At 60.0% G+C, this 19,010-nt stretch carries 20 protein-coding genes; 8 read left to right on the forward strand and 12 right to left on the reverse strand.

The window, feature by feature from the left end; all coding sequences use genetic code 11:
* Positions 1–12: 12 nt before the first annotated feature.
* The gene (locus tag ACR0AM_RS08050; RefSeq protein WP_480560535.1) at positions 13–648 is read right to left on the reverse strand and encodes a DUF1326 domain-containing protein; all 636 of its coding nucleotides are present in this window, start codon (positions 646–648) and stop codon (positions 13–15) included.
* Positions 649–913: 265 nt separating this feature from the next.
* Here ACR0AM_RS08050 and ACR0AM_RS08055 point away from each other — a divergent pair, with 265 nt between their 5' ends.
* Positions 914–1,603, forward strand: a complete 690-nt coding sequence (locus tag ACR0AM_RS08055; RefSeq protein WP_480622595.1) for an outer membrane protein — start codon at positions 914–916, stop codon at positions 1,601–1,603.
* Positions 1,604–1,732: 129 nt separating this feature from the next.
* Here ACR0AM_RS08055 and ACR0AM_RS08060 read toward each other — a convergent pair whose 3' ends face one another.
* A complete protein-coding gene (locus ACR0AM_RS08060) occupies positions 1,733–2,383 on the reverse strand; it encodes a peroxiredoxin (protein ID WP_480517988.1) in 651 nt (216 codons plus the stop codon).
* Positions 2,384–2,597: 214 nt separating this feature from the next.
* Here ACR0AM_RS08060 and ACR0AM_RS08065 point away from each other — a divergent pair, with 214 nt between their 5' ends.
* Positions 2,598–4,037, forward strand: coding sequence for an aldehyde dehydrogenase family protein (locus ACR0AM_RS08065; protein ID WP_480622596.1), 1,440 nt, complete (start codon positions 2,598–2,600; stop codon positions 4,035–4,037).
* Positions 4,038–4,098: 61 nt separating this feature from the next.
* Here ACR0AM_RS08065 and ACR0AM_RS08070 read toward each other — a convergent pair whose 3' ends face one another.
* Together ACR0AM_RS08070 and ACR0AM_RS08075 are read right to left on the reverse strand one after the other, a co-directional pair.
* On the reverse strand, positions 4,099–4,533 hold the full coding sequence (locus tag ACR0AM_RS08070; protein WP_480622597.1) for a glyoxalase superfamily protein: 435 nt from the start codon (positions 4,531–4,533) through the stop codon (positions 4,099–4,101).
* Positions 4,534–4,710: 177 nt separating this feature from the next.
* Entirely contained in the window at positions 4,711–5,562 is an 852-nt protein-coding gene (locus tag ACR0AM_RS08075) for a bifunctional helix-turn-helix domain-containing protein/methylated-DNA--[protein]-cysteine S-methyltransferase (protein ID WP_480622598.1), read from the reverse strand.
* Positions 5,563–5,679: 117 nt separating this feature from the next.
* On the opposite strand from ACR0AM_RS08075, the gene nth reads away from it, so the two are divergent.
* Both nth and ACR0AM_RS08085 read left to right on the forward strand, forming a co-directional pair.
* The gene (gene nth, locus ACR0AM_RS08080; protein ID WP_480622599.1) at positions 5,680–6,324 is read left to right on the forward strand and encodes an endonuclease III; all 645 of its coding nucleotides are present in this window, start codon (positions 5,680–5,682) and stop codon (positions 6,322–6,324) included.
* On the forward strand, positions 6,321–7,310 hold the full coding sequence (locus ACR0AM_RS08085) for an adenosine kinase (protein ID WP_480517990.1): 990 nt from the start codon (positions 6,321–6,323) through the stop codon (positions 7,308–7,310). Before nth ends, ACR0AM_RS08085 begins: the two co-directional genes overlap by 4 nt.
* Positions 7,311–7,384: 74 nt before the next feature.
* Here ACR0AM_RS08085 and ACR0AM_RS08090 read toward each other — a convergent pair whose 3' ends face one another.
* Complete coding sequence (locus ACR0AM_RS08090) at positions 7,385–8,284, reverse strand: LysR family transcriptional regulator (protein WP_480605464.1); 900 nt, start codon at positions 8,282–8,284, stop codon at positions 7,385–7,387.
* Positions 8,285–8,693: 409 nt separating this feature from the next.
* Positions 8,694–9,185, reverse strand: coding sequence for an RNA pyrophosphohydrolase (locus ACR0AM_RS08095; protein WP_480554394.1), 492 nt, complete (start codon positions 9,183–9,185; stop codon positions 8,694–8,696).
* A 137-nt stretch (positions 9,186–9,322) separates the two neighbouring features.
* Here ACR0AM_RS08095 and ACR0AM_RS08100 point away from each other — a divergent pair, with 137 nt between their 5' ends.
* Positions 9,323–11,350 carry an FAD-dependent oxidoreductase gene (locus tag ACR0AM_RS08100; RefSeq protein ID WP_480622600.1) on the forward strand — a complete coding sequence of 676 codons (2,028 nt, stop codon included), beginning with the start codon at positions 9,323–9,325 and terminating at the stop codon, positions 11,348–11,350.
* On the opposite strand, the gene ACR0AM_RS08105 is transcribed toward ACR0AM_RS08100, so the two are convergent.
* Positions 11,316–11,978, reverse strand: a complete 663-nt coding sequence (locus tag ACR0AM_RS08105) for a LysE family translocator (protein ID WP_480622601.1) — start codon at positions 11,976–11,978, stop codon at positions 11,316–11,318. The genes ACR0AM_RS08100 and ACR0AM_RS08105 overlap by 35 nt on opposite strands.
* A 423-nt stretch (positions 11,979–12,401) precedes the next feature.
* Here ACR0AM_RS08105 and ACR0AM_RS08110 point away from each other — a divergent pair, with 423 nt between their 5' ends.
* Entirely contained in the window at positions 12,402–13,307 is a 906-nt protein-coding gene (locus ACR0AM_RS08110; protein ID WP_209505110.1) for a LysR family transcriptional regulator, read from the forward strand.
* Positions 13,308–13,359: 52 nt separating this feature from the next.
* On the opposite strand, the gene ACR0AM_RS08115 is transcribed toward ACR0AM_RS08110, so the two are convergent.
* Positions 13,360–14,277, reverse strand: coding sequence for a LysR family transcriptional regulator (locus ACR0AM_RS08115; protein WP_267365933.1), 918 nt, complete (start codon positions 14,275–14,277; stop codon positions 13,360–13,362).
* 98 nt (positions 14,278–14,375) lie between these two features.
* Between ACR0AM_RS08115 and ACR0AM_RS08120 the strand changes: the two genes are divergently transcribed.
* Positions 14,376–15,338, forward strand: coding sequence for a sodium-dependent bicarbonate transport family permease (locus ACR0AM_RS08120; RefSeq protein WP_480493955.1), 963 nt, complete (start codon positions 14,376–14,378; stop codon positions 15,336–15,338).
* Here the strand turns inward: ACR0AM_RS08120 and ACR0AM_RS08125 are convergent.
* The 4 genes from ACR0AM_RS08125 to ACR0AM_RS08140 are packed head-to-tail and all read right to left on the reverse strand — an operon-like array spanning position 15,331 to position 18,247.
* Positions 15,331–16,233 (reverse strand): OmpA family protein, encoded by a 903-nt coding sequence (locus ACR0AM_RS08125; RefSeq protein WP_480474274.1) that lies wholly within the window; start codon positions 16,231–16,233, stop codon positions 15,331–15,333. The two genes, ACR0AM_RS08120 and ACR0AM_RS08125, sit on opposite strands and share 8 nt — an antisense overlap.
* Complete coding sequence (locus ACR0AM_RS08130) at positions 16,230–16,802, reverse strand: peroxidase-related enzyme (RefSeq protein ID WP_480474275.1); 573 nt, start codon at positions 16,800–16,802, stop codon at positions 16,230–16,232. Before ACR0AM_RS08130 ends, ACR0AM_RS08125 begins: the two co-directional genes overlap by 4 nt.
* A 15-nt stretch (positions 16,803–16,817) precedes the next feature.
* Positions 16,818–17,528 (reverse strand): GNAT family N-acetyltransferase, encoded by a 711-nt coding sequence (locus ACR0AM_RS08135; RefSeq protein ID WP_480622602.1) that lies wholly within the window; start codon positions 17,526–17,528, stop codon positions 16,818–16,820.
* Positions 17,525–18,247 carry a competence/damage-inducible protein A gene (locus ACR0AM_RS08140; RefSeq protein WP_480474277.1) on the reverse strand — a complete coding sequence of 241 codons (723 nt, stop codon included), beginning with the start codon at positions 18,245–18,247 and terminating at the stop codon, positions 17,525–17,527. Before ACR0AM_RS08140 ends, ACR0AM_RS08135 begins: the two co-directional genes overlap by 4 nt.
* 50 nt (positions 18,248–18,297) lie before the next feature.
* Here ACR0AM_RS08140 and sfsA point away from each other — a divergent pair, with 50 nt between their 5' ends.
* Positions 18,298–19,005: a DNA/RNA nuclease SfsA gene (gene sfsA / locus ACR0AM_RS08145; protein WP_480605454.1), complete on the forward strand. Its 708-nt coding sequence runs from the start codon at positions 18,298–18,300 to the stop codon at positions 19,003–19,005.
* Positions 19,006–19,010: the final 5 nt, after the last annotated feature.

Raw genomic sequence — 19,010 nt, forward strand, 5'->3', positions numbered from 1 at the left:
CAGGGGTGCCGATCAGTGGGCAACCCCGCCGGGGCCGTGTTTCAGTAGATGCCACTGGCCATAGCTGTCCTTCAGGTCCAGCTTGATCGCGGCATCAGAGCGGGTCGAGGCGCTGCCGATCTCGGCAATGGAAAACTCGATCCCGCCGGGGATATCGATGCGCACCCGATGCGCGCCGCCGCCATGTGGGGCCTGGATCGGCTGTCCGGTGGATTTCAGGACATCACCAACGGAAACGCTGGCCGTGCGTTCTTCGAGGTCCATCTCGAATTCGATCGGCAGGTAGAGCGTGTCATGGACCGTCTCGCACATTGCCCTGAACACGTACCAATGCGTCGCCATTTCTTCGGTTTCTTCGCCGTGAAAGACCTTTTCCAGCGCGTCGCGCTGTGCCGGGGTTGCTGCGGGATCGACGATCACCTGCATCTCGCCGCCGCCTTCAAAGATCGGCCCCGGCCAGGCATAGATCAGCGCGGCTTTGGTCCCGCTGAGGTCGGTGTCGCCGAAATGCCCTTTGGTCACCTCAAGCACTTCGAACCCCCGGCAATCGCCATGGGTCGGCAACTCTTCGAACTGGCAGGGGCAGGCATAGCCGCAATTGCAGTTCCCGAAACTCTCTCCTTCAACATACCAATCTGTAAAAGCCATGGTCTTCTCCCGCTAAGTACAGTCCGACAGCCCGAGGTGATTGGTCTTATGCCTGAGTTTTGCCCCGGAACATCTTATCACAAATTGCCCCGAACCAGAACCTGAGGGCCGTGAGACGGCAGATGAACGGGCCTGCCCAGCCCCGGATCTATTCATTCACGCGCGTCCAAAACCCTGTGAAACGAAGTGATAACCCCGCGCCTTTCCTTTCCGCCAAGCCCGCCCACATCGAAGCCAAGCAGAGTTTGGAGCAACGGAGACAATCATGATCAAGCACGTTTTACTTACCTCAACGGCCCTCGCCGTCAGCGCGACGGCGCTTGCCGCGCAGAGCCTGGGCGACGGCACCTATGTTCAGGGCTTTGTCGGGTACAGCCAGCTGCAGGACAGCGATTTCGCGGGCACGATCGGCGGCGCGCCGCAATCGGTCGACACGGAGTTCGACGCGGGGTTCGGTCTGGGCGTGGCCATCGGCAAGGAGATCCCGCAATGGTCCAATGACAGGTTCGGCACGCGGATTGAGCTGGAGCTGTCTTACCGCGACAGCGACGTGGATGGTGTGAACTTCTCGGGCAACGGGCCGGGGGCCGAGGGCAATATCTCGGGCGATGTCACGCAGACCTCATTGTTTGCCAATGTGCTGTTTGATTTCAAACAGGCGGGTGCGCTGACGCCCTATGCCGGGTTTGGTCTGGGGGCCACCTATTCGGATCTGGATTTTGCCTATGGGCCGGGTGTGGTACTGGATGACAGCGACACCACCTTTGCCGCGCAGCTGATCGCCGGTGTGGCTTACGAGATCAACCCGTCAACCGCCTTTACCGTCGACGCCCGCTATGCCCGCGCCTTTGACGTCTCGTCGCGGCGACTGGCCCCGAACGGCGCGTTGACCGGCATTGTCGAAGACGATCTGGATACGTTCAGTGTCAATTTCGGGCTTCGGTACAAGTTCTGAGGTCTAGGGGCAGGTTTCTCTCAGGTCATCCTGCCCCTGCCTGCTTCATCTGGCCCCAAATATCCTCGGGGGGAATCGTGCCGGCAGGCGCGATGGGGGGCAGACAGCCCCCCTGACCCGGGAACCGCCTCAGGACGGCGCTTTGGTCTTGCGCAGATAGGGGAAGATCGTCTCGAACGCGCCGAATTTGGCCTTGGCGTCTTCGTTCGACACAGAGGGTGGGATGATCACGTCTTCACCCGGCACCCAGTTGGCAGGCGTTGCGACACCTTTCGACGACATCTGCAACCCATCCAGCGCGCGCAGGATTTCCGCAAAGTTGCGACCTACGGTCATCGGATAGGTCATCGACAGTTTCAGCTGCTTGTCCGGGCCGATAATAAAGACCGACCGCACGGTGGCGCTGTCCGCCGGGGTGCGGCCATCGGGCAGGTAAGCTTCGGCAGGCAGCATGTCGAAGGCTTTCGACACGGCCAGACCGTCATCAGCGATGATCGGGAAACTGGGATTGGCCTTGCCGTATTCCTCGATGTCCTTCTTCCATTTCTTGTGGTCTTCAACACCGTCAACCGACACGCCGATCACCTTGGTGTTGCGCGCGGCCCATTCGTCGTTCAGCTGCGCGACGGCCGAGAATTCGGTGGTGCAGACAGGCGTGAAATCCTTGGGGTGCGAGAACAGAATGGCCCAGCTGTCGCCAATCCAGTCGTGAAACTGAATGGTGCCCTGATCTGTTTCTGCGGTGAAGTTAGGGACCGTATCGTTGATGCGCAAACCCATGGCTACTTCCTTTCCTGTTGAAAATCCGAGTCGATTGCCTGAAACCTAATCACTTTGTGCGAAGGTTAAACCTTTCATCGTGGTCGCGGCCAAGGAATTCGCCGGTTTCACTGGAAAAATAATTTGATCAAATTATCTATTGCCCCCTCTTCGCTTGGGTGACAGAGTGTCGGCGAACAGCCGGATTCTAGCTGAACCGACAGGAGGGCTCAGGATGATCGAAAATCGGAATTTCTATATCAATGGTCAATGGGTCGCGCCGTCGCAACCCAATGATTTCGAGGTCATCAACCCCTCGACCGAGGAGCCGTGCGCGGTGATCTCGCTGGGTGGGCAGGCCGACACGGATGCGGCAGTTGCCGCCGCCAAGGCCGCCCTGCCGGGCTGGATGGCAACGCCGGTGGAGACCCGCATCGCACTGGTCGAGAAGCTGATCGACATCTACAAGACCCGCGCGGAAGATCTGGCGCAGGCCATGTCGCTGGAAATGGGTGCGCCGATTGACATGTCGCGCAGCCAGCAGGTTGGTGCAGGCACATGGCATTTGCAGAACTTCATCCGCGCGGCCAAGGCGTTTCAGTTTGAACGCCCTCTGGGGGATCACGCCCCGAATGACCGGATCATCTATGAGGCGGTTGGCGTGGCCGCATTGATCACGCCCTGGAACTGGCCGATGAACCAGGTCACGCTCAAGGTCGGTGCGGCGGCGATTGCGGGCTGCACGATGGTTCTGAAACCCTCCGAGCAAAGCCCGCTGAATGCGATGATCTTTGCCGAGATGATGGACGAGGCAGGATTCCCGCCCGGTGTCTTCAATCTGGTGAACGGCGATGGCCCGGGCGTTGGTTCGCAGCTGTCGGGTCATCCCGACGTGGATATGGTCAGCTTTACCGGATCGACCCGTGCGGGTACGGCAATTTCGAAGAACGCGGCGGAAACGCTCAAGAAAGTGCATCTGGAGTTGGGTGGCAAAGGGGCCAATGTGGTCTTTGCCGATGCCGATGAAAAGGCTGTCAAACGCGGCGTCCTGCATATGATGAACAACACCGGCCAAAGCTGTAATGCCCCCAGCCGGATGCTGGTGCAGCGCCCGATCTATGATCAGGCCGTTGAGATCGCGGCCGAGGTCGCCAGCAAGGTCACGGTGGGCAATGCCGCAGACGAGGGCCGCCATATCGGACCCGTCGTGAATGAGGTTCAATGGACCAAGATTCAGGACCTGATCCAGAAAGGTATCGACGAAGGGGCGCGGCTGGTCGCGGGCGGCACCGGACGCCCTGAGGGGCTGAACAAGGGCTATTATGTCCGCCCCACGGTCTTTGCCGATGCCAACAACCAGATGACCATCGCGCGCGAGGAGATCTTTGGCCCCGTCCTGACCATGATCCCGTTCGACACCGAGGAAGAGGCCATCGAGATCGCCAATGACACGCCTTATGGCCTGACCAATTATGTGCAGACGCAGGACAAGGCGCGCGCCAACCGCATGGCGCGGGTTCTGCGGTCGGGCATGGTCGAGATGAACGGCCAGTCGCGCAGCGCGGGCTCTCCGTTTGGTGGGATGAAGCAATCCGGCAACGGGCGCGAAGGTGGCGTTTGGGGGCTGGAAGACTTTCTGGAAGTCAAATCCGTCGGCGGCTGGGCGGCTGAATAATCCACCCAGCGCAATGCAAGATGAGAGGGCGGGGCAACGCGGTTGCCTCGCCCTTGTTATGTCAGACAGGCCGCACCACTAGCTGGGGTTCCCCGTCGGACGTATGGCGACGGGAACGACCGTCCCAGCCAATCTCTCCAGTCACGCGCTGGCGAAAGGCCGAGAAACTGTCGAACCGGACCACATCGACAGGCGTGTCGAACTGTAGGGTCACCCGGCGGTGTGCACCGTCCCCCAGCATTGTCAGACCACGAATTTCCGCCGTGAACGGCTGGCCCAGGTATCGACCTTCGACCCGGTCGCCCACGCGCAAGCGCATCCGGTTGCCCGCCATCGCGTGCAATGTGTTCCAGTCGCGCACCCCATGTTGATGAGCCACCAGTTCCAGGGCCTGACCGTGCGACAGCTGAACGCCGGTGACGTGCAGTTTCCGTCGCAGGCGTTTGGCCTGTTCTTTCAGTTCCTCCAGCGGAGCGATGTCTTGTGACAGTGTCATGTTTTGCCTCGTTTCCTTGAACGGGCGCGAGTTTAGGACGGGGTTCGCATTACCATCCGCGCGCCGGGAAAGGGCAACAGATGTTTGTTCAACCGGGTTTCACCAAAGCCTATGGCCGCGAACGGCAGGGGACCCGAACCTGCGTTGCTTTTTGGCAGCGGTCGGGCCTTCTGTCAATCAGGCGTCGGCCTGCGCCGCCTCATAGGCCAGCATGGCCCTTTTGACCGGCAGACCCCAGTGATAGCCGCCCAACCCCCCTGATTTGCGCAGGGCGCGGTGACACGGGATCAGCCAACTGACCGGGTTTCGCCCGACCGCCGTGCCCACGGCGCGCACGGCCTGCGGCGAACCCACGCGCTGCGCGATCTCGGAATAGGTCGTCACCTGCCCCGACGGGATGTGCATCAGTGCTTCCCATACCTTGATCTGCAAGGGCGAGCCGATCAGGTAGAGCGGCGTCGGCTCTAACCGGTCGCTGGCCGTGCCGAAAGCGCTGAGAACCCAGGGGCGCAGGCGCATCGGATCTTCGACATAATCCGCGTTGGGCCAGCGCGAGACCATATCCTCCATCGCCGCCTTCTCTCCGGTTTCGGCCCCGAAGGCGATGCCGCAGATCCCCTTGTCGGTGCCCATGACCAGCGCGGGACCAAAGGGGCATTCGAACCAGCCCCAGTAGATCGTCAGACCCGTGCCCTTGCGGGCGTATTCGCCGGGGCTCATGGATTCCCATTTCAGGAACAGATCATGCAGGCGGCCACTGCCGGACAGGCCGACATTATGGGCGGTTTCAAGCGTGGTGAACCGTTCGCGCAGCAGCGCCTTTGCATGGCCCAGCGTAAGGTATTGCTGATACCGTTTTGGCGACACACCAGTCCAACGCGAGAACAGGCGCTGGAAATGCGCCGGGCTCATATCCATCTGGCGGGCCAACTCATCGAGGCTGAGGGTTTCACCGCCCTGATCAATCAGGTCGATTGCCCGGCGCATGACGTTATAGTGGTATCCGCTTTCGGGGGTCTGGACGTTCATGGTTGCACCTCGTTGTCTGGCACAAACCATAGCGCGCGCGACACGCTGCCGCGACCCGGAACTTGCGCATTGGCTTTGGGCTTGTGTCGCGGCCCCTCGGGCGGCATTAAGGCCCGGATGGCAAAGCAACTCGACTATCATACGATCCGCGAGATCTTTACGCGCTTTCAGGAGGCCGACCCCGAACCCAAGGGTGAGCTTGAGCATGTGAATGTCTACACGCTGGTCGTGGCCGTGGCGCTGTCGGCGCAGGCAACCGATGCGGGGGTCAACAAGGCCACGCGCAAATTGTTCAAGATCGCCGATACGCCGCAAAAGATGCTGGATCTGGGCGAGGAGGGCCTGATCGAGCATATCAAGACCATCGGACTGTTCCGCCAGAAGGCCAAGAACGTCATCAAGCTGAGCCGTATTCTGGTCGAAGACTATGGCGGTGAAGTCCCAAATTCCCGTGCAGCGCTGCAATCGCTGCCGGGTGTCGGGCGCAAGACCGCCAACGTTGTGCTGAACATGTGGTGGCGGCAGCCGGCGCAGGCTGTGGACACGCATATCTTTCGCGTCGGCAACCGCACCGGCATCTGCCCTGGCAAGGACGTGGACGCGGTCGAGCGCGCCATCGAAGACAACATCCCCGCCGATTTTCAACTCCATGCGCATCACTGGCTGATCCTGCATGGCCGGTACCATTGCAAGGCGCGCAAGCCGCAATGCCCGACCTGCATCATCCGTGATCTCTGTCAATTCGAGGACAAGACATTATGAAAACCTACCAGCTGACCGGTATCGGAAATGCCGTTGTGGACGTGATCTCGCAGGCCGATGACAGTTTCCTGGAACTGATGGGCATTGAAAAGGGCATCATGCAGCTGATCGAGCAGGAGCGCGGCGAGCTGCTGTATGCCTCGATGGAGGGCCGGGTACAGACGCCGGGCGGGTCTGTTGCCAACACGATTGCGGGCGCGGGTGCGCTGGGGTTGGATGCCGCCTTTATCGGGCGGGTGCATGACGACGCGCTGGGCCGGTTCTATGCGGATGCGATGAACGAAGATGGCGTCGATTTCGTGAACCCGCCTGTTCCGGGCGGGGAATTGCCGACCTCGCGCTCGATGATCTTTGTCTCGCCCGATGGCGAACGGTCGATGAACACCTATCTGGGCATCTCCTCGGAACTGTCGTCGCATGACGTGCCCGATGAGGTCGCCGGAAGCAGCCAGATCATGTTCCTTGAGGGCTATCTGTTCGACAAGGAAAAGGGAAAGGCCGCGTTTCTTGAGGCCGCGCGCGCCTGCCACAGGGGCGGCGGCAAGACCGGGATCGCCATTTCCGACCCGTTCTGCGTGGAACGGCACCGGGTCGATTTCCTGCTGCTGATCGAGAATGAGCTGGATTTCGTCATCGGCAACGAGGCCGAAATCAAATCGCTGTTTGAAACCGACGATCTGGAAGAGGCGCTGATCAAGACCGCCGAGATTTGCCCGCTGGTGGTTTGCACGCGATCGGGTGACGGGGTGACCGTCCTGAACGGAGGCTCACGCATCGACGTGCCGGTCAAGAAGATTGTCCCTGTAGATGCAACAGGTGCCGGTGACCAGTTCGCTGCGGGGTTCCTGTACGGAATGGCCACCGGACGCGACTACGAGACCTGTGCCAGGATCGGCAACGTCTGTGCCCGCGAGGTTATCAGCCATATCGGCCCGAGACCCGAGGCGGATATGCTGGAATTGTTGCGGGAAGAAGGGTTGCTTTGAGTCCAAGGTGGACTACGTCAACTCTCATCTCAGAAGGGAACTCGCAATCTTGTCGGCTGCAGCTTCATTCAGCCTTAGGTGGCTTGTTCCTTAAAAATTACCGCATAGCGAGGTGCGAAATATTTGACGAAGGCTCTAACTTCAGGTCGTCGGTAGGCATCTGGTGAAACCAACAACAAATGTGGCGCTGACAGCTCCTCGATCTCGTCGAAGCACCTGATGAGGGTTTTGTCCGGCTCAAGCAACTTCACGTTGCTTATTCCCAACCCTTGACCCGCCCTGATCGCCGAATGCATTAAGTCCAGTTCGCTATAGGTCGCCACAATCTGCTGGGGCTCAATGCGTTCAACTAACCAATGGTGAAAAACGTTGGGGACGTCCCCTCTTTGGAACGTGACGAACCTGTGGCCTTTCAAATCCTGAGATGAGGTGGGTAATCCAAATTCCTGCTCATAACTTTTCCCACCAAACAGCGACCACTTCGCGTCGCTAATCTTCCTTGAAATCAAATTTTGGTCAGGTTCAGTCCGCACCAATCGTAGCGCTATATCTGCTTCACCTGCCATCAGGTCCAGAGCTCTCACTGAAGGCAAGAACTCAAACGCTATGCCGGGGTTACTTGCTGAAAATTCATTGACAATATCGACCATTCGCGGCGAGAAGTTCGCTGAATATGCAGTGATGCGAATGGGTTTTGTTGCCGCCAATTCACCTGCATGTCTGGCAAACATATTTGCTGCGGCTTCGAGCGTCTCGGCGCTCTTGACGAGATTGAGTCCGTTTTTCGTGAGTTTGAAGCCTCTGGTGTCACGCTCGAACAGAACTAGTCCGGCTGCATGTTCCAATGCATCGATACGCCTAGCCACAGTAGGTTGGGCCATGCCGAGTTTGCGAGAAGCGGCCAGCGTCGACCCCTCTCTGACGACCATCAGAAAAACGCGTACATCGGACCAGTTCCAATTCTCGCTCTGCATTTATGTAGAACAGCACAAATTCAAGCACGATACCAGAAGGTGATGCTGGCCAATAACCTGAATGGAGAACCCATGAACCAAGGTGGCTAACGATGACTTTGCACATCACCCCACAACTCGATACTTGGAAACCTTTCAGATTGTTGCACAAACTGTTTGAACGTATCCCTGATCCTTCACGGTACTGCGAGAATGACCATGAAGCGGCACGACAACGACGGGAGTTCATTCAAGAAATGATGCAAAGCCACCCGGAAGCATTTCAAAGTGAATTGGACGTTCAGTACCTGATGCAATGCTACCCATCTTGGTTTTGAACGTGGCTCCAATGGGAGTGCGAAGGTTTGTGTATTGTTGCGTGTCCGTTTCGTCCCGCTTAGCGGAACAACCTGAAAAGCATCCCTAGCGATCAGAGTTCGTTTAGATAGTCGGAAAAAGCCTCGACCACGCGCTCATACACATCGCGCTTGAAGGGCACGATTTCGGCGATCAGCCGGTCGGGCTCCTGCCATTTCCAGCGGGTGAATTCCGGGTGGTCGGTTTCGATGTTGATCTGATCGTCGGCGCCGGTGAAGCGCAGCAGGAACCATTTCTGTTCCTGCCCGCGATAGCGTCCTTTCCAGATGTGGGGCACGATGTCATGGGGCAGGTCATAGGGCAGCCAGCCCTCGGTTTCGGCGATGACTTCGACCAGATCAGCCGTGACCCCGGTTTCTTCCCACAGCTCGCGCAGGGCCGCGACGCGGGGGTCTTCGCCCTTGTCCACACCGCCCTGCGGCATTTGCCAGGCGTCCGCGTGGCGGTCGTTGCGCTGTCCCACGAAGATCTTGCCTTCGGCATTCATCAGCATCAGCCCGACGCAGGGGCGATAGGGCAGTTTGGCGATTTCTTCGGGGGTCATGCGCGGCCTCATCAGGTTGTTCCGCCCACCTCTAGCAATCACCGGCGCCACAGCAAAGAGGGTGACGTGGGGTTTCGCGTGACAAAGTTGACGCGAACGTCAATCTAGCGGGCAAATTCAGGAGGGAGAGTTCCGCCATGACTGCGTACCCGAATATGCTGGCCCCGCTGGATCTGGGCTTTACCACGTTGAAAAACCGCGTGCTGATGGGCTCGATGCATACGGGGCTCGAGGAGACCGGCGACTGGAACCGGGTGGCCGAGTTCTATGCGGATCGGGCGCGGGGCGGCGTGGCCTTGATGGTGACAGGCGGGATAGGTCCGAACCTTGAAGGCTCGGTCCTGCCGGGGGCCTCGATGATGGTGAGCGACAAGGACGTGGCGCACCATTCCATCGTGACGCAGCGCGTACATGAAGCGGGCGGCAAGATCGCGATGCAGATCCTGCACGCGGGGCGCTATGCCTATGGGCCGAAATGCGTGGCCCCCAGCCCGGTGAAATCGCCGATCTCTCCGTTCCCGCCCACTGAGCTGGATGAAGAGGGCATCGAGAAGCAGATCAGCGATATCGTCAACGCCGCCGTACTGGCGCAAAAGGCGGGCTATGACGGGGTCGAGATCATGGGGTCGGAGGGGTACTTCCTGAACCAGTTCCTTGTGACCCATACGAACAAACGCACCGACCGCTGGGGCGGGTCTTATGAGAACCGGATGCGTCTGCCGATAGAGGTCGTGCGCCGCACGCGTGAGGCGGTGGGCACCGATTTCATCATCATCTACCGGCTGTCGATGATCGATCTGGTCCCCAACGGCTCGACCCATGACGAGGTGGTTCAACTGGCGCAGGAGATCGAAAAGGCCGGGGCCACGATCATCAATACCGGGATCGGCTGGCACGAGGCGCGGATTCCCACAATTGCCACCAGCGTGCCGCGTGCGGCCTTTGCCTGGGTGACCAAGAAGCTGATGGGCAAGGTGGGGATACCGGTGATCACATCAAACCGGATCAACACGCCCGAGGTGGCCGAAGAGGTTCTTTCGACCGGTTGCGCCGACATGGTCTCGCTGGCCCGCCCGATGCTGGCGGATGCAGATTTCGTCAACAAGGCGATGGCAGATCAGGCGGCAAAGATCGCGCCTTGCATTGCCTGCAATCAGGCCTGTCTGGATCACACGTTCAGTGGCAAGCTGACCTCATGCCTCGTGAACCCGCGCGCCTGTCATGAGACCGAACTGGTGATTGAACCGGCCAAAACGCGCAAATCCATTGCCATTGTGGGGGCAGGCCCTGCCGGTCTGTCGACCGCAATGATCGCGGCCCAGCGCGGTCACGACGTCACCCTGTTCGACCGCGCTGATGAGGTCGGCGGGCAGCTGAACATGGCCAAGCAGGTGCCGGGGAAAGAAGAATTCTGGGGACTGGTCGACTGGTACCGCACCATGATGGATGATCTGGGCGTGAAGGTGGAACTGAACCGTGAGGTTGGCGCAGATGACCTGACCGGCTTTGACGAGGTAGTCATCGCCACCGGCGTAAGACCGCGTGATCCGCAGATACCGGGGCAGGATCGGAACAACGTGCTGAGTTACATCGACGTGCTGCGCGGCAAGGCCGAGGTTGGCAAGTCTGCTGCCGTGATCGGGGCCGGTGGCATCGGCTTTGATGTGTCCGAGTTTCTGCTGGAAGAGGGTCACAGCGCCACGACCGACCTGCCACTGTGGATGAAGGAATGGGGCGTGACGGACCCGGCTGAACACCGCGCAGGGTTAGCGCCCGAAGGTCCGCAACCCAGCGCCCCCGCGCGTCAGGTCACCTTGTTGCAGCGCAAGAAACAGGCGCACGGCAAAGGTCTTGGCAAAACCACAGGCTGGATTCACCGGGCAACACTGAAGATGAAGAACGTCAATTTCGTGGGTGGCGTGAATTATGAGCGCATCGACGATGACGGCTTGCATGTCAGCTTTGGCGAAGAGCGCGCGGACCCGACGGTGATCGCGGCCGACACCATCGTGCTGTGTGCCGGTCAGGTGTCCGAACGGTCACTGGCGGACGCGCTGATCGAGCGGGGCATCACCCCCCATGTGATCGGGGGTGCGGATGTCGCCGCCGAACTGGACGCCAAGCGCGCGATCAATCAGGGCACGCGGCTGGCAGCGGAATTCTGATCGCAGGGTTTAACGTTTCCCAGTCGGACAGCGCGAGTTTTGCACCCAGTGCGCCAAAGGCCGTTGCAAAACTCCGCCTGATCCACTTCATCACCGTTGGACGGCGGATCACATAGTCGCGGGCCAGTGCGGCGCAGCCCCCGTATCCGACGAAGACAACAAAGGTCATGCCCATAAAGGCCAGGGCCAGCTGGATCAGCGCACCCCCTGCGTTCGCCGTGTCGGCTGGCAAGAACTGCGGCAAGAATGCCAGAAAGAACAGCGACAGCTTGGGGTTCAGCACGTTGATGAGCGTTCCGGTGACGGCAATCTTGAAACTGCTTTTCGCGGTCTTGTCGGCGGTGACATCCAAGGCGCCGCCACTCCTGAGGATGCCCCACGCCGTGTAGAAAAGGTAAATGACACCCAGGTATTTCACGAGCTGAAACGCCACGGCACTGGTGTGCAGCAATGCGGCAAGCCCGACGATACTGGCCACGGCAGCGGGAACGATTCCCACTGTGCATCCGACCGCGGCGGCAACGCTGGCCCGGAAACCGCGGCCCAGGCCAACGGCCAGTGTGTAGATGACACCGGTGCCCGGCAGCAGCACGACGATCATGGAAGTGATGAAGAATTCCAGTGACATTCAAACCCCCTGCAAATGCGCGCAGGGTCGCGAACATCCGCAAAGATGTAAATACCGATCGGTCAGGGAACAGGGGTTACGGCCGGGTGTTGCCGTCGGACGGGGTGGTGAAACATGGCGTTGCAAAGGGTTTTCGGGGTTCCGCGCCCCCGGCCAAAAGACCAACAAGGACGGAGACGGAGAAAACGGATTTCCTGACCCCTTGTGTGGTCACAAAAATGCCATTCTAAGATGAACAGAAACGAAGGATTGCGCGGAAAATGCAGTATCGCAGGGTTCGGGGCCGGTTTGGAAACCACTGTTTCTGCGTTTCTGATACGCAAACGATCCGATTCATATCCCTGATATTATCCCATGTATGCCCCGATTCCGCCCAGATTCAGAGCGATAGTCGGGTTGGAAATCAAGATCTGGGGAACGAGAATGGACCGACTGACCGAAATGGAAGCCTTCGCCAATGTGGTGGACCAGGGTGGCTTCACCGATGCGGCCAAGAAGATGGGCATCTCCAAATCGGCCGTGTCCAAACACGTCTCGAGCCTCGAAGCGCGTCTGGGAGCCCGGCTGCTGAACCGCACCACGCGCCGGGTGTCGCCGACGGAAATAGGCCTGGCCTATTATGACCGCGCGCGTCGCGTTCTGAATGATGCGGGTGAAGCGGATTCGCTGGTCACATCGATGCAATCGGCACCGTCCGGTCTGCTGCGCATCAGCGTTGCCACGGATTTCGGCGTCAATCACCTGTCGCCGGTCCTGTCCGATTTCCTGGCCGTCTACCCCGACATCACCGTGAACATGGTTCTGAACAACCGCTATGTCGAACTGATTTCCGAAGGATTTGACGTGGCCGTGCGCATCGGAGAGCTGGAAGACAGCACGTTGCGCGCCCGCAAGCTGACCGAAACGGTCAAACGCATGGTTGCCGCGCCCAGCTATATCGAACGGTTCGGGCGCCCGCAGAAGATCGACGATCTGAACGAACACAAGCTGCTGCACTATTCCAGCCAGTCGTCAGGCAATGTCTGGAAGCTGACCGCACCGTCCGGTGAAAAGCGTCAGGTGCGCACCGCGGGCTGGCTGAGCGTGAATGACGGACAGTCGCTGCTGAACGCGGCCATTTCGGGGCTGGGGATCGCGTATCTGCCCAGCTATCTTTATGCCGAAGCGTTGAAGTCGGGGCGGGTTGTCGATGCCATGCCGTCCCTGCCGGACGAGGTACAGGGCATTTACGCCGTTTATCCGCCCGGCCGCTTCACACAACCCAAAGTACGGGCCTTCATCGATTTTCTGGTCGATGCATTCGAAGACAAAAGCCCGATGGATTGGTAGTTTCTCCCTGAAGACCAACCTTAGGCCCGCATGTCAAAGTGCGGGCCTTTTTTTATGAACCGATCACCGTCAGGCCGATGGATCGCGCGGAAGAGCGCAGGCTTTCCATCAACACGTTCTGACCCGGCGGCGGCGTTTCGGCATTGCGCGCCAGCAATGCGATATCGCGATTGGCATTGGGAATGGACAGCGGGCGCAGCCGCACTTCGTCGCGGTAAATGCCCTGTCTGCGGGCAAACAGATCCGGCAGAACCGCAACCCCGACCCCCGAGGCCGCCATCAGGACAATGGAATCAAGCGTTGTGCCTTCATATTCATCCGAAACCACACCGCCGCATTCCGCTGCCAGCGCATAGACGATGCGCGACAGGCGGTGACTTTGGTCAAGGGTCAGGAACAGCCGGTTCTGCAAGTCGGCGGCACTGACGCCTTGTGGGTCCTGCGCCAGAACGTCGTCAACGGCCACCGCGACCCAGAGGGGTTCGTTGAACAAACGGTGCTGCACGGTATTGGGGTGATCTTCGGGCGTTGACAGGATCAGATCAAACCGACCGGATTTCAGACCCTGTTCCAGATCGCGGGTGTTTTCCTCGCGCACGACAATGCGCAACCCCGGGCGCAGGCGGTGCACCTCTTTGATGGCTTGCGGCAGCAGGTACGGCCCGATCGAAGGCAAAACGCCCAGTCGCAACCTTCCTCCGACAGGCATATCGTTGGTCATGGCGTGGCGCAGGTCCTTGACCTCGGCAAGGATCTTTTGCGCGCGCGAGATGAACTCTTCCCCCTTTGTCGTCACCTGAATTCCGCCGCGGTTGCGGTCAAAGATCCGAACGCCAAGCTCTTGTTCTACGGTTGCAATTTGCGCTGACAGGCTGGGTTGGCTGACATTCAGCACCTCGGCGGCCAAACTGAACCGCCCGAGGCGGCTGACCGTGACGATGTATTCCAATTGGCGCAAGGTTGGACGCATTTCATAGCCTGAAACTATGTTAAACTTAAAAAGATAGTATTTGGCGAAATCAATTTTGCAAGGCACCTAGCCCTGAAACGAGGGATCAGGAGTCAAGCATGCCCGGAGTGATCGAGACGCTGTCCAGCAACCTGCTGGTGCCCACCATTTTGTTTTTTGCCCTAGGGCTTTTGGCCGCTTTTGTGCGCAGCGATTTATCTATCCCGGCCGGCGCGGCCAAGTTCATGTCGCTTTACCTGCTGTTGGCCATCGGGTTCAAAGGCGGTGCCAGCCTGGCCGCGCACGGCATCCATTTGCAACTGTTCCTGACCCTGCTGGGCGGAGTGGCCCTGTCCTTTACCATCCCCTTCGTGGCCTTTGCCCTGCTGAGGATGATGACACGGCTGGATGCGTTGAACGCAGCGGCAGTTGCGGGGCATTACGGGTCGATTTCGATTGTCACCTTTGTCACCGCCACCAGCCTGCTGGATCTGGTGGGTCTTGCCCATGACGGGTTCATGGTGGCGGTGGCGGCAGCGATGGAGGTGCCGGCCATTCTGTCGGCGCTGTGGCTGGCGCACAAGACCGGCGGAAATGGCGTCAAGGATGACAAGCTGTGGCGTGATCTGCTGGCCAATGGATCAATTGTGCTGCTGACCGGGGCGTTCCTGATCGGGGCCATAACCGGGGGTGAAGGCATGCAGATGATCGCGCCTTTCATCGTCACGCCTTTCACCGGCATCCTGTGCCTGTTTCTGCTGGATATGGGGCTTTCGGCGGGGCGTAGCCTGATCAGCAATCGCGACAAACTGTCGGTTGGCCTGTTCGCCTTTGGCGTATTGATGCCCTTGATCGGCGCGCTGATGGCCTGGGCCGTCGGTGCGGTAATCGGATTGCCGCAAGGCAGCCTGTTCCTGTTCATGGTGCTGTCGGCCTCGGCGTCTTATATCGCGGTTCCGGCCGCCATGAAAATCGCACTGCCAAAGGCCGAGGCCGGGATTTATCTGACCCTGTCGCTGGGTGTGTCCTTTCCGTTCAACATCACAGTCGGATTGCCGCTGTACCTGTGGTGGGTCAGTTGACGAGCAAGACCGCCTCGACCCGGCGGTTCAGCTCTCGCCCTTCGGGGGTTGCGTTCGATGTGAGCGGGGACAGATAGCCGACGCCCTGTGCCTCGATCCGGTCGGCGGCCACGCCATGCGCATCAATCAGACGGGTGCGGACGGACTCGGCCCGACTTTTGCTGACCGCAATATTGGCCTGCAACGCGCCGGTGTCATCGGTGTGCCCCACCAGCGCCAGGCGCATCTTGGGGTTTTCGGCCAGATATCCGGCCAGCAGGGTCAGAGAGGCATAAGTCCCCTCGTCCAGCGCAACCTCACCGGTTGGGAAATGCAGATCGTCCAGTATCACGTGACCCGATGTTGCCAGTGCTTCGAGCAGCCCGCCCGACCCCTCGACAGCCTGTTCGATCACGACCGGAACAGGGTCCGGTGCATTCTGGGGCGTGACGCGGATCATCTGGACATACCCGTCCGGGGGGTTGCGGCTGACCAGCAGGCTGAGGGCAACAGACCCCTTGGTGGCCGACAGGAAACGGTAATCCTGAATGGCGACGTACATGTCCGGGGTCGGTACCACTTCGGTGCCAAAGCGGAAGTCGAACCCGCCACAGGCGCGGGCATCACATTCGAACAGAATCTTGTAGCCCTGAGCCTCGATCTGGTCGCGCAGCGGGGCCAGTAGCTGGAGGGTTGTGCTGGAGCCCGCCTGAAGCCGCCACGTGTAGCGTTCAACCCGGCCTTCGAGGGTGTCAGCAGGCACCGCGCCATTCGCAAAAGGCCCCGTTGGCAGGTCATAGCTGTCCAACGGCGAGGTGCGGTCGCTGATCTGGCGGGCGCTGGCTGGCAGGGTCAGGTCCTGCGCCAGAACCGGCCCCGCAAAAAGCGTGGCAATGAGGGCGGCTGACCGGATCATCGAAACTGCGCGTGATACTCGGGGTTGGGCACCATTGCCGTGGCGCTGGCCACCCGGTTGGACATGTTGAAGAACCCGGCAACATTGGCAATGTCCCAGATATCGCGGTCGGTAAAGCCTGCATCGCGCAGTTTCTGGCGGTCGGGTTCTTCGATCTCGGCGCTGGCGGTTGTCATTTTGGCGGCAAAGTCCAGCATCGCGCGCTGCCGGGGCTCGATCGGTGCAACACGGTAATTCATCACCAGCATCTCACCCAGTTGCGGGTTGCCCGAAAGCTGCCGCACCGCGGCACCATGCGCGACCAGACAGTAGAAGCACTTGTTGATCGACGAAACGACCACGGCAATCATCTCGCGCTCCAGCTTGGACAGGCCGCTGTCGGCCAGCATCAGATCGTTATACATAGCCGTGAACGTGTTCAGCTTGTCGATGTCGAAGGCGTTCGCCTTTAGCACATTCGGCACCATGCCCAGCTTTTCGACACAGATATCGAAATATTTCTGCGTTTCCGGCGGCAGCGGATCGACCATGGGCAGGTTCAGCGCGGTGGGCATGTCTTTCTGTGTCATGGCGACCCCTTTTGCTCAGACAAGGTGACGGTAATGGTATTCGCTGGCGATCTCCATCCCGAGGGCGCGATAGAGACCATTGGCACCTTCATTGGCCTTGGTGCAGATCACACTGAGGCTTTGTGCGCCGTTGTCACCTGCCCAAATCGCCGCGGCGCGCATGGTCCACTGACCCAGCCCCTGACGGCGGTGCGCGGGCAGGATTTCAAGCGCATGAAGCATCGCGACATCATCGTGCATCGCTACGAAGGCTGCACCGCTGGGCTTGTCGTTGTGGCGCAGAAGCAAACCGGTTTTGGGACCCTTCGCGCGCTCCATCACCGTCAGACGTTCGGGCCCGATCCCACCGGCCGCCCAGATTTCGCGCATGATTTCAAGCGGCTCCCAGACCGAAAACACCATGACCGGAGGGATCGGTTGATCGGTGAGGCGAGAGACGGGGCACGTATAGATGTTGACCGGATCAAGGATGTCATATCCCCGTTGCGCCAGCTTTGCATCCAGCGCCTCACCCCCCGGACGCAGGCAGAAGATGGATTTCTGCCCCATGGCCTGCATCGCGGCCTCGGCCGCGTCGATATCGGCATCGCTGGCCGGGGCCAGTGCATTGGCCGCAGAAACACGCGAGCCACCGCCCTGCCCTTCGCGCAGCTGAAACGGCCCCAGCCTGCGATACCGCGCGGCAGGCCATGTGCCGTCGACGATGTCAGCCCAGTCGCCGCTCAAAGCGCAAGCTCTTTCGCCAGACGGGTCATGGCCGCGTCAATCCGGCTGCCATCGGTGCCGCGCACCACCACGTTGGCCCCAAAGGCCCCGTTGATCTGAAACGGATAGCAACCGATGGACAGATCGCTGAAATCCTCGGCCAGCGCAGACAGGTTTGCGGCGATATCGCCTTCGCCCCGGTCCACGCGCAGGGTTTGCGACAACAAGGGGCTGCCACCGGTCAGCGTGGGCAGGACGCTGGCGACCATAGCCTGAAACACCAGCGGCACCCCGGCCATCACATGCACGTTCTTCAGGGTGAAACCCGGCGCCGTCGAGACCGGATTGTCGATCAATGTCGCGCCATCCGGGATACGCGCCATGCGCAGGCGGGCGGCGTTCAGTTCCAGCCCGGACTTGTCGTAATGCGCCTGCAACAGCGCGCGCGCGTCGTCGCGAACGTCAATCGGGGTGTCGAAGGCGCGCGCAATGCAATCGGCGGTGATATCGTCATGGGTCGGGCCAATGCCGCCGCTGGTAAAGACGGTGTCGTGGCTGTCAGACAGCGCTTTGACCGCCGCTTCGATGGCGGGGGCGTCATCGCTGACGATGCGAACCTCTTTCAGATCAATGCCGTGTTTTGCCAGCTCCTGCGCCAGATAATGCATGTTTGCATCGCGGGTGCGGCCCGACAGGATTTCATCCCCGATCACCAGCATTGCTGCGGTTGGATTGGCCATGGCGCGGACTCCTCTTGATCGTCTTCAGGGGCAGGTATAGGCCCTGAGACATGCGTTTTGGAACCCCTCTTGTCCCCGCCCGCCTGATCCGTCGCTACAAACGCTTTCTGGCCGATTGCAGGCTGGACGACGGGCGCGAAGTCACCGCCCATTGCGCCAATCCGGGATCCATGATGGGGTTGGCTGAACCGGGCCAGTTGATCTGGTTGGAGCCCAATGACGACCCTAAGAAAAAGCTGAAATTCGGCTGGCGGCTGGTGGATCACGAAAACGGGCATTTCACCGGGGTCGATACTTCCGTCCCGAACCGGGCCTTGCGGGCAGCACTTGAGGCGCGCGAGATCCCCGAGCTGGCCGCTTATGAAACCGTCCGACCCGAAGTGAAATACGGGCAAAACAGCCGTATCGACTTCCTGCTGAGCGGCCCCGGTCTGCCAGATGCCTATGTCGAGGTCAAAAGCGTGACCCTTTCCCGTCAGCCCGGTCTGGCCGAGTTCCCCGACAGCGTCACCGCCCGCGGCACCAAACATCTGGGCGAGCTGGCACAGATGGCAACGCAGGGGCACCGGGCGATCATGCTGTACCTGGTGCAACGCACCGATTGCGACCGGTTCGCGCTGGCCGCGGATATCGACCCGTCCTATGCAGCAGCGTTCGAGGCGGCACAGGCTATGGGCGTAGAGCGGATGATCTGCGGGACGCGGATATCACCGGATGGGGTTTGGGTTGACACGAGTGAAACCCGGTTTGGTGTCTGATGGCT

Source organism: Ruegeria sp. AD9 (assembly GCF_056542305.1).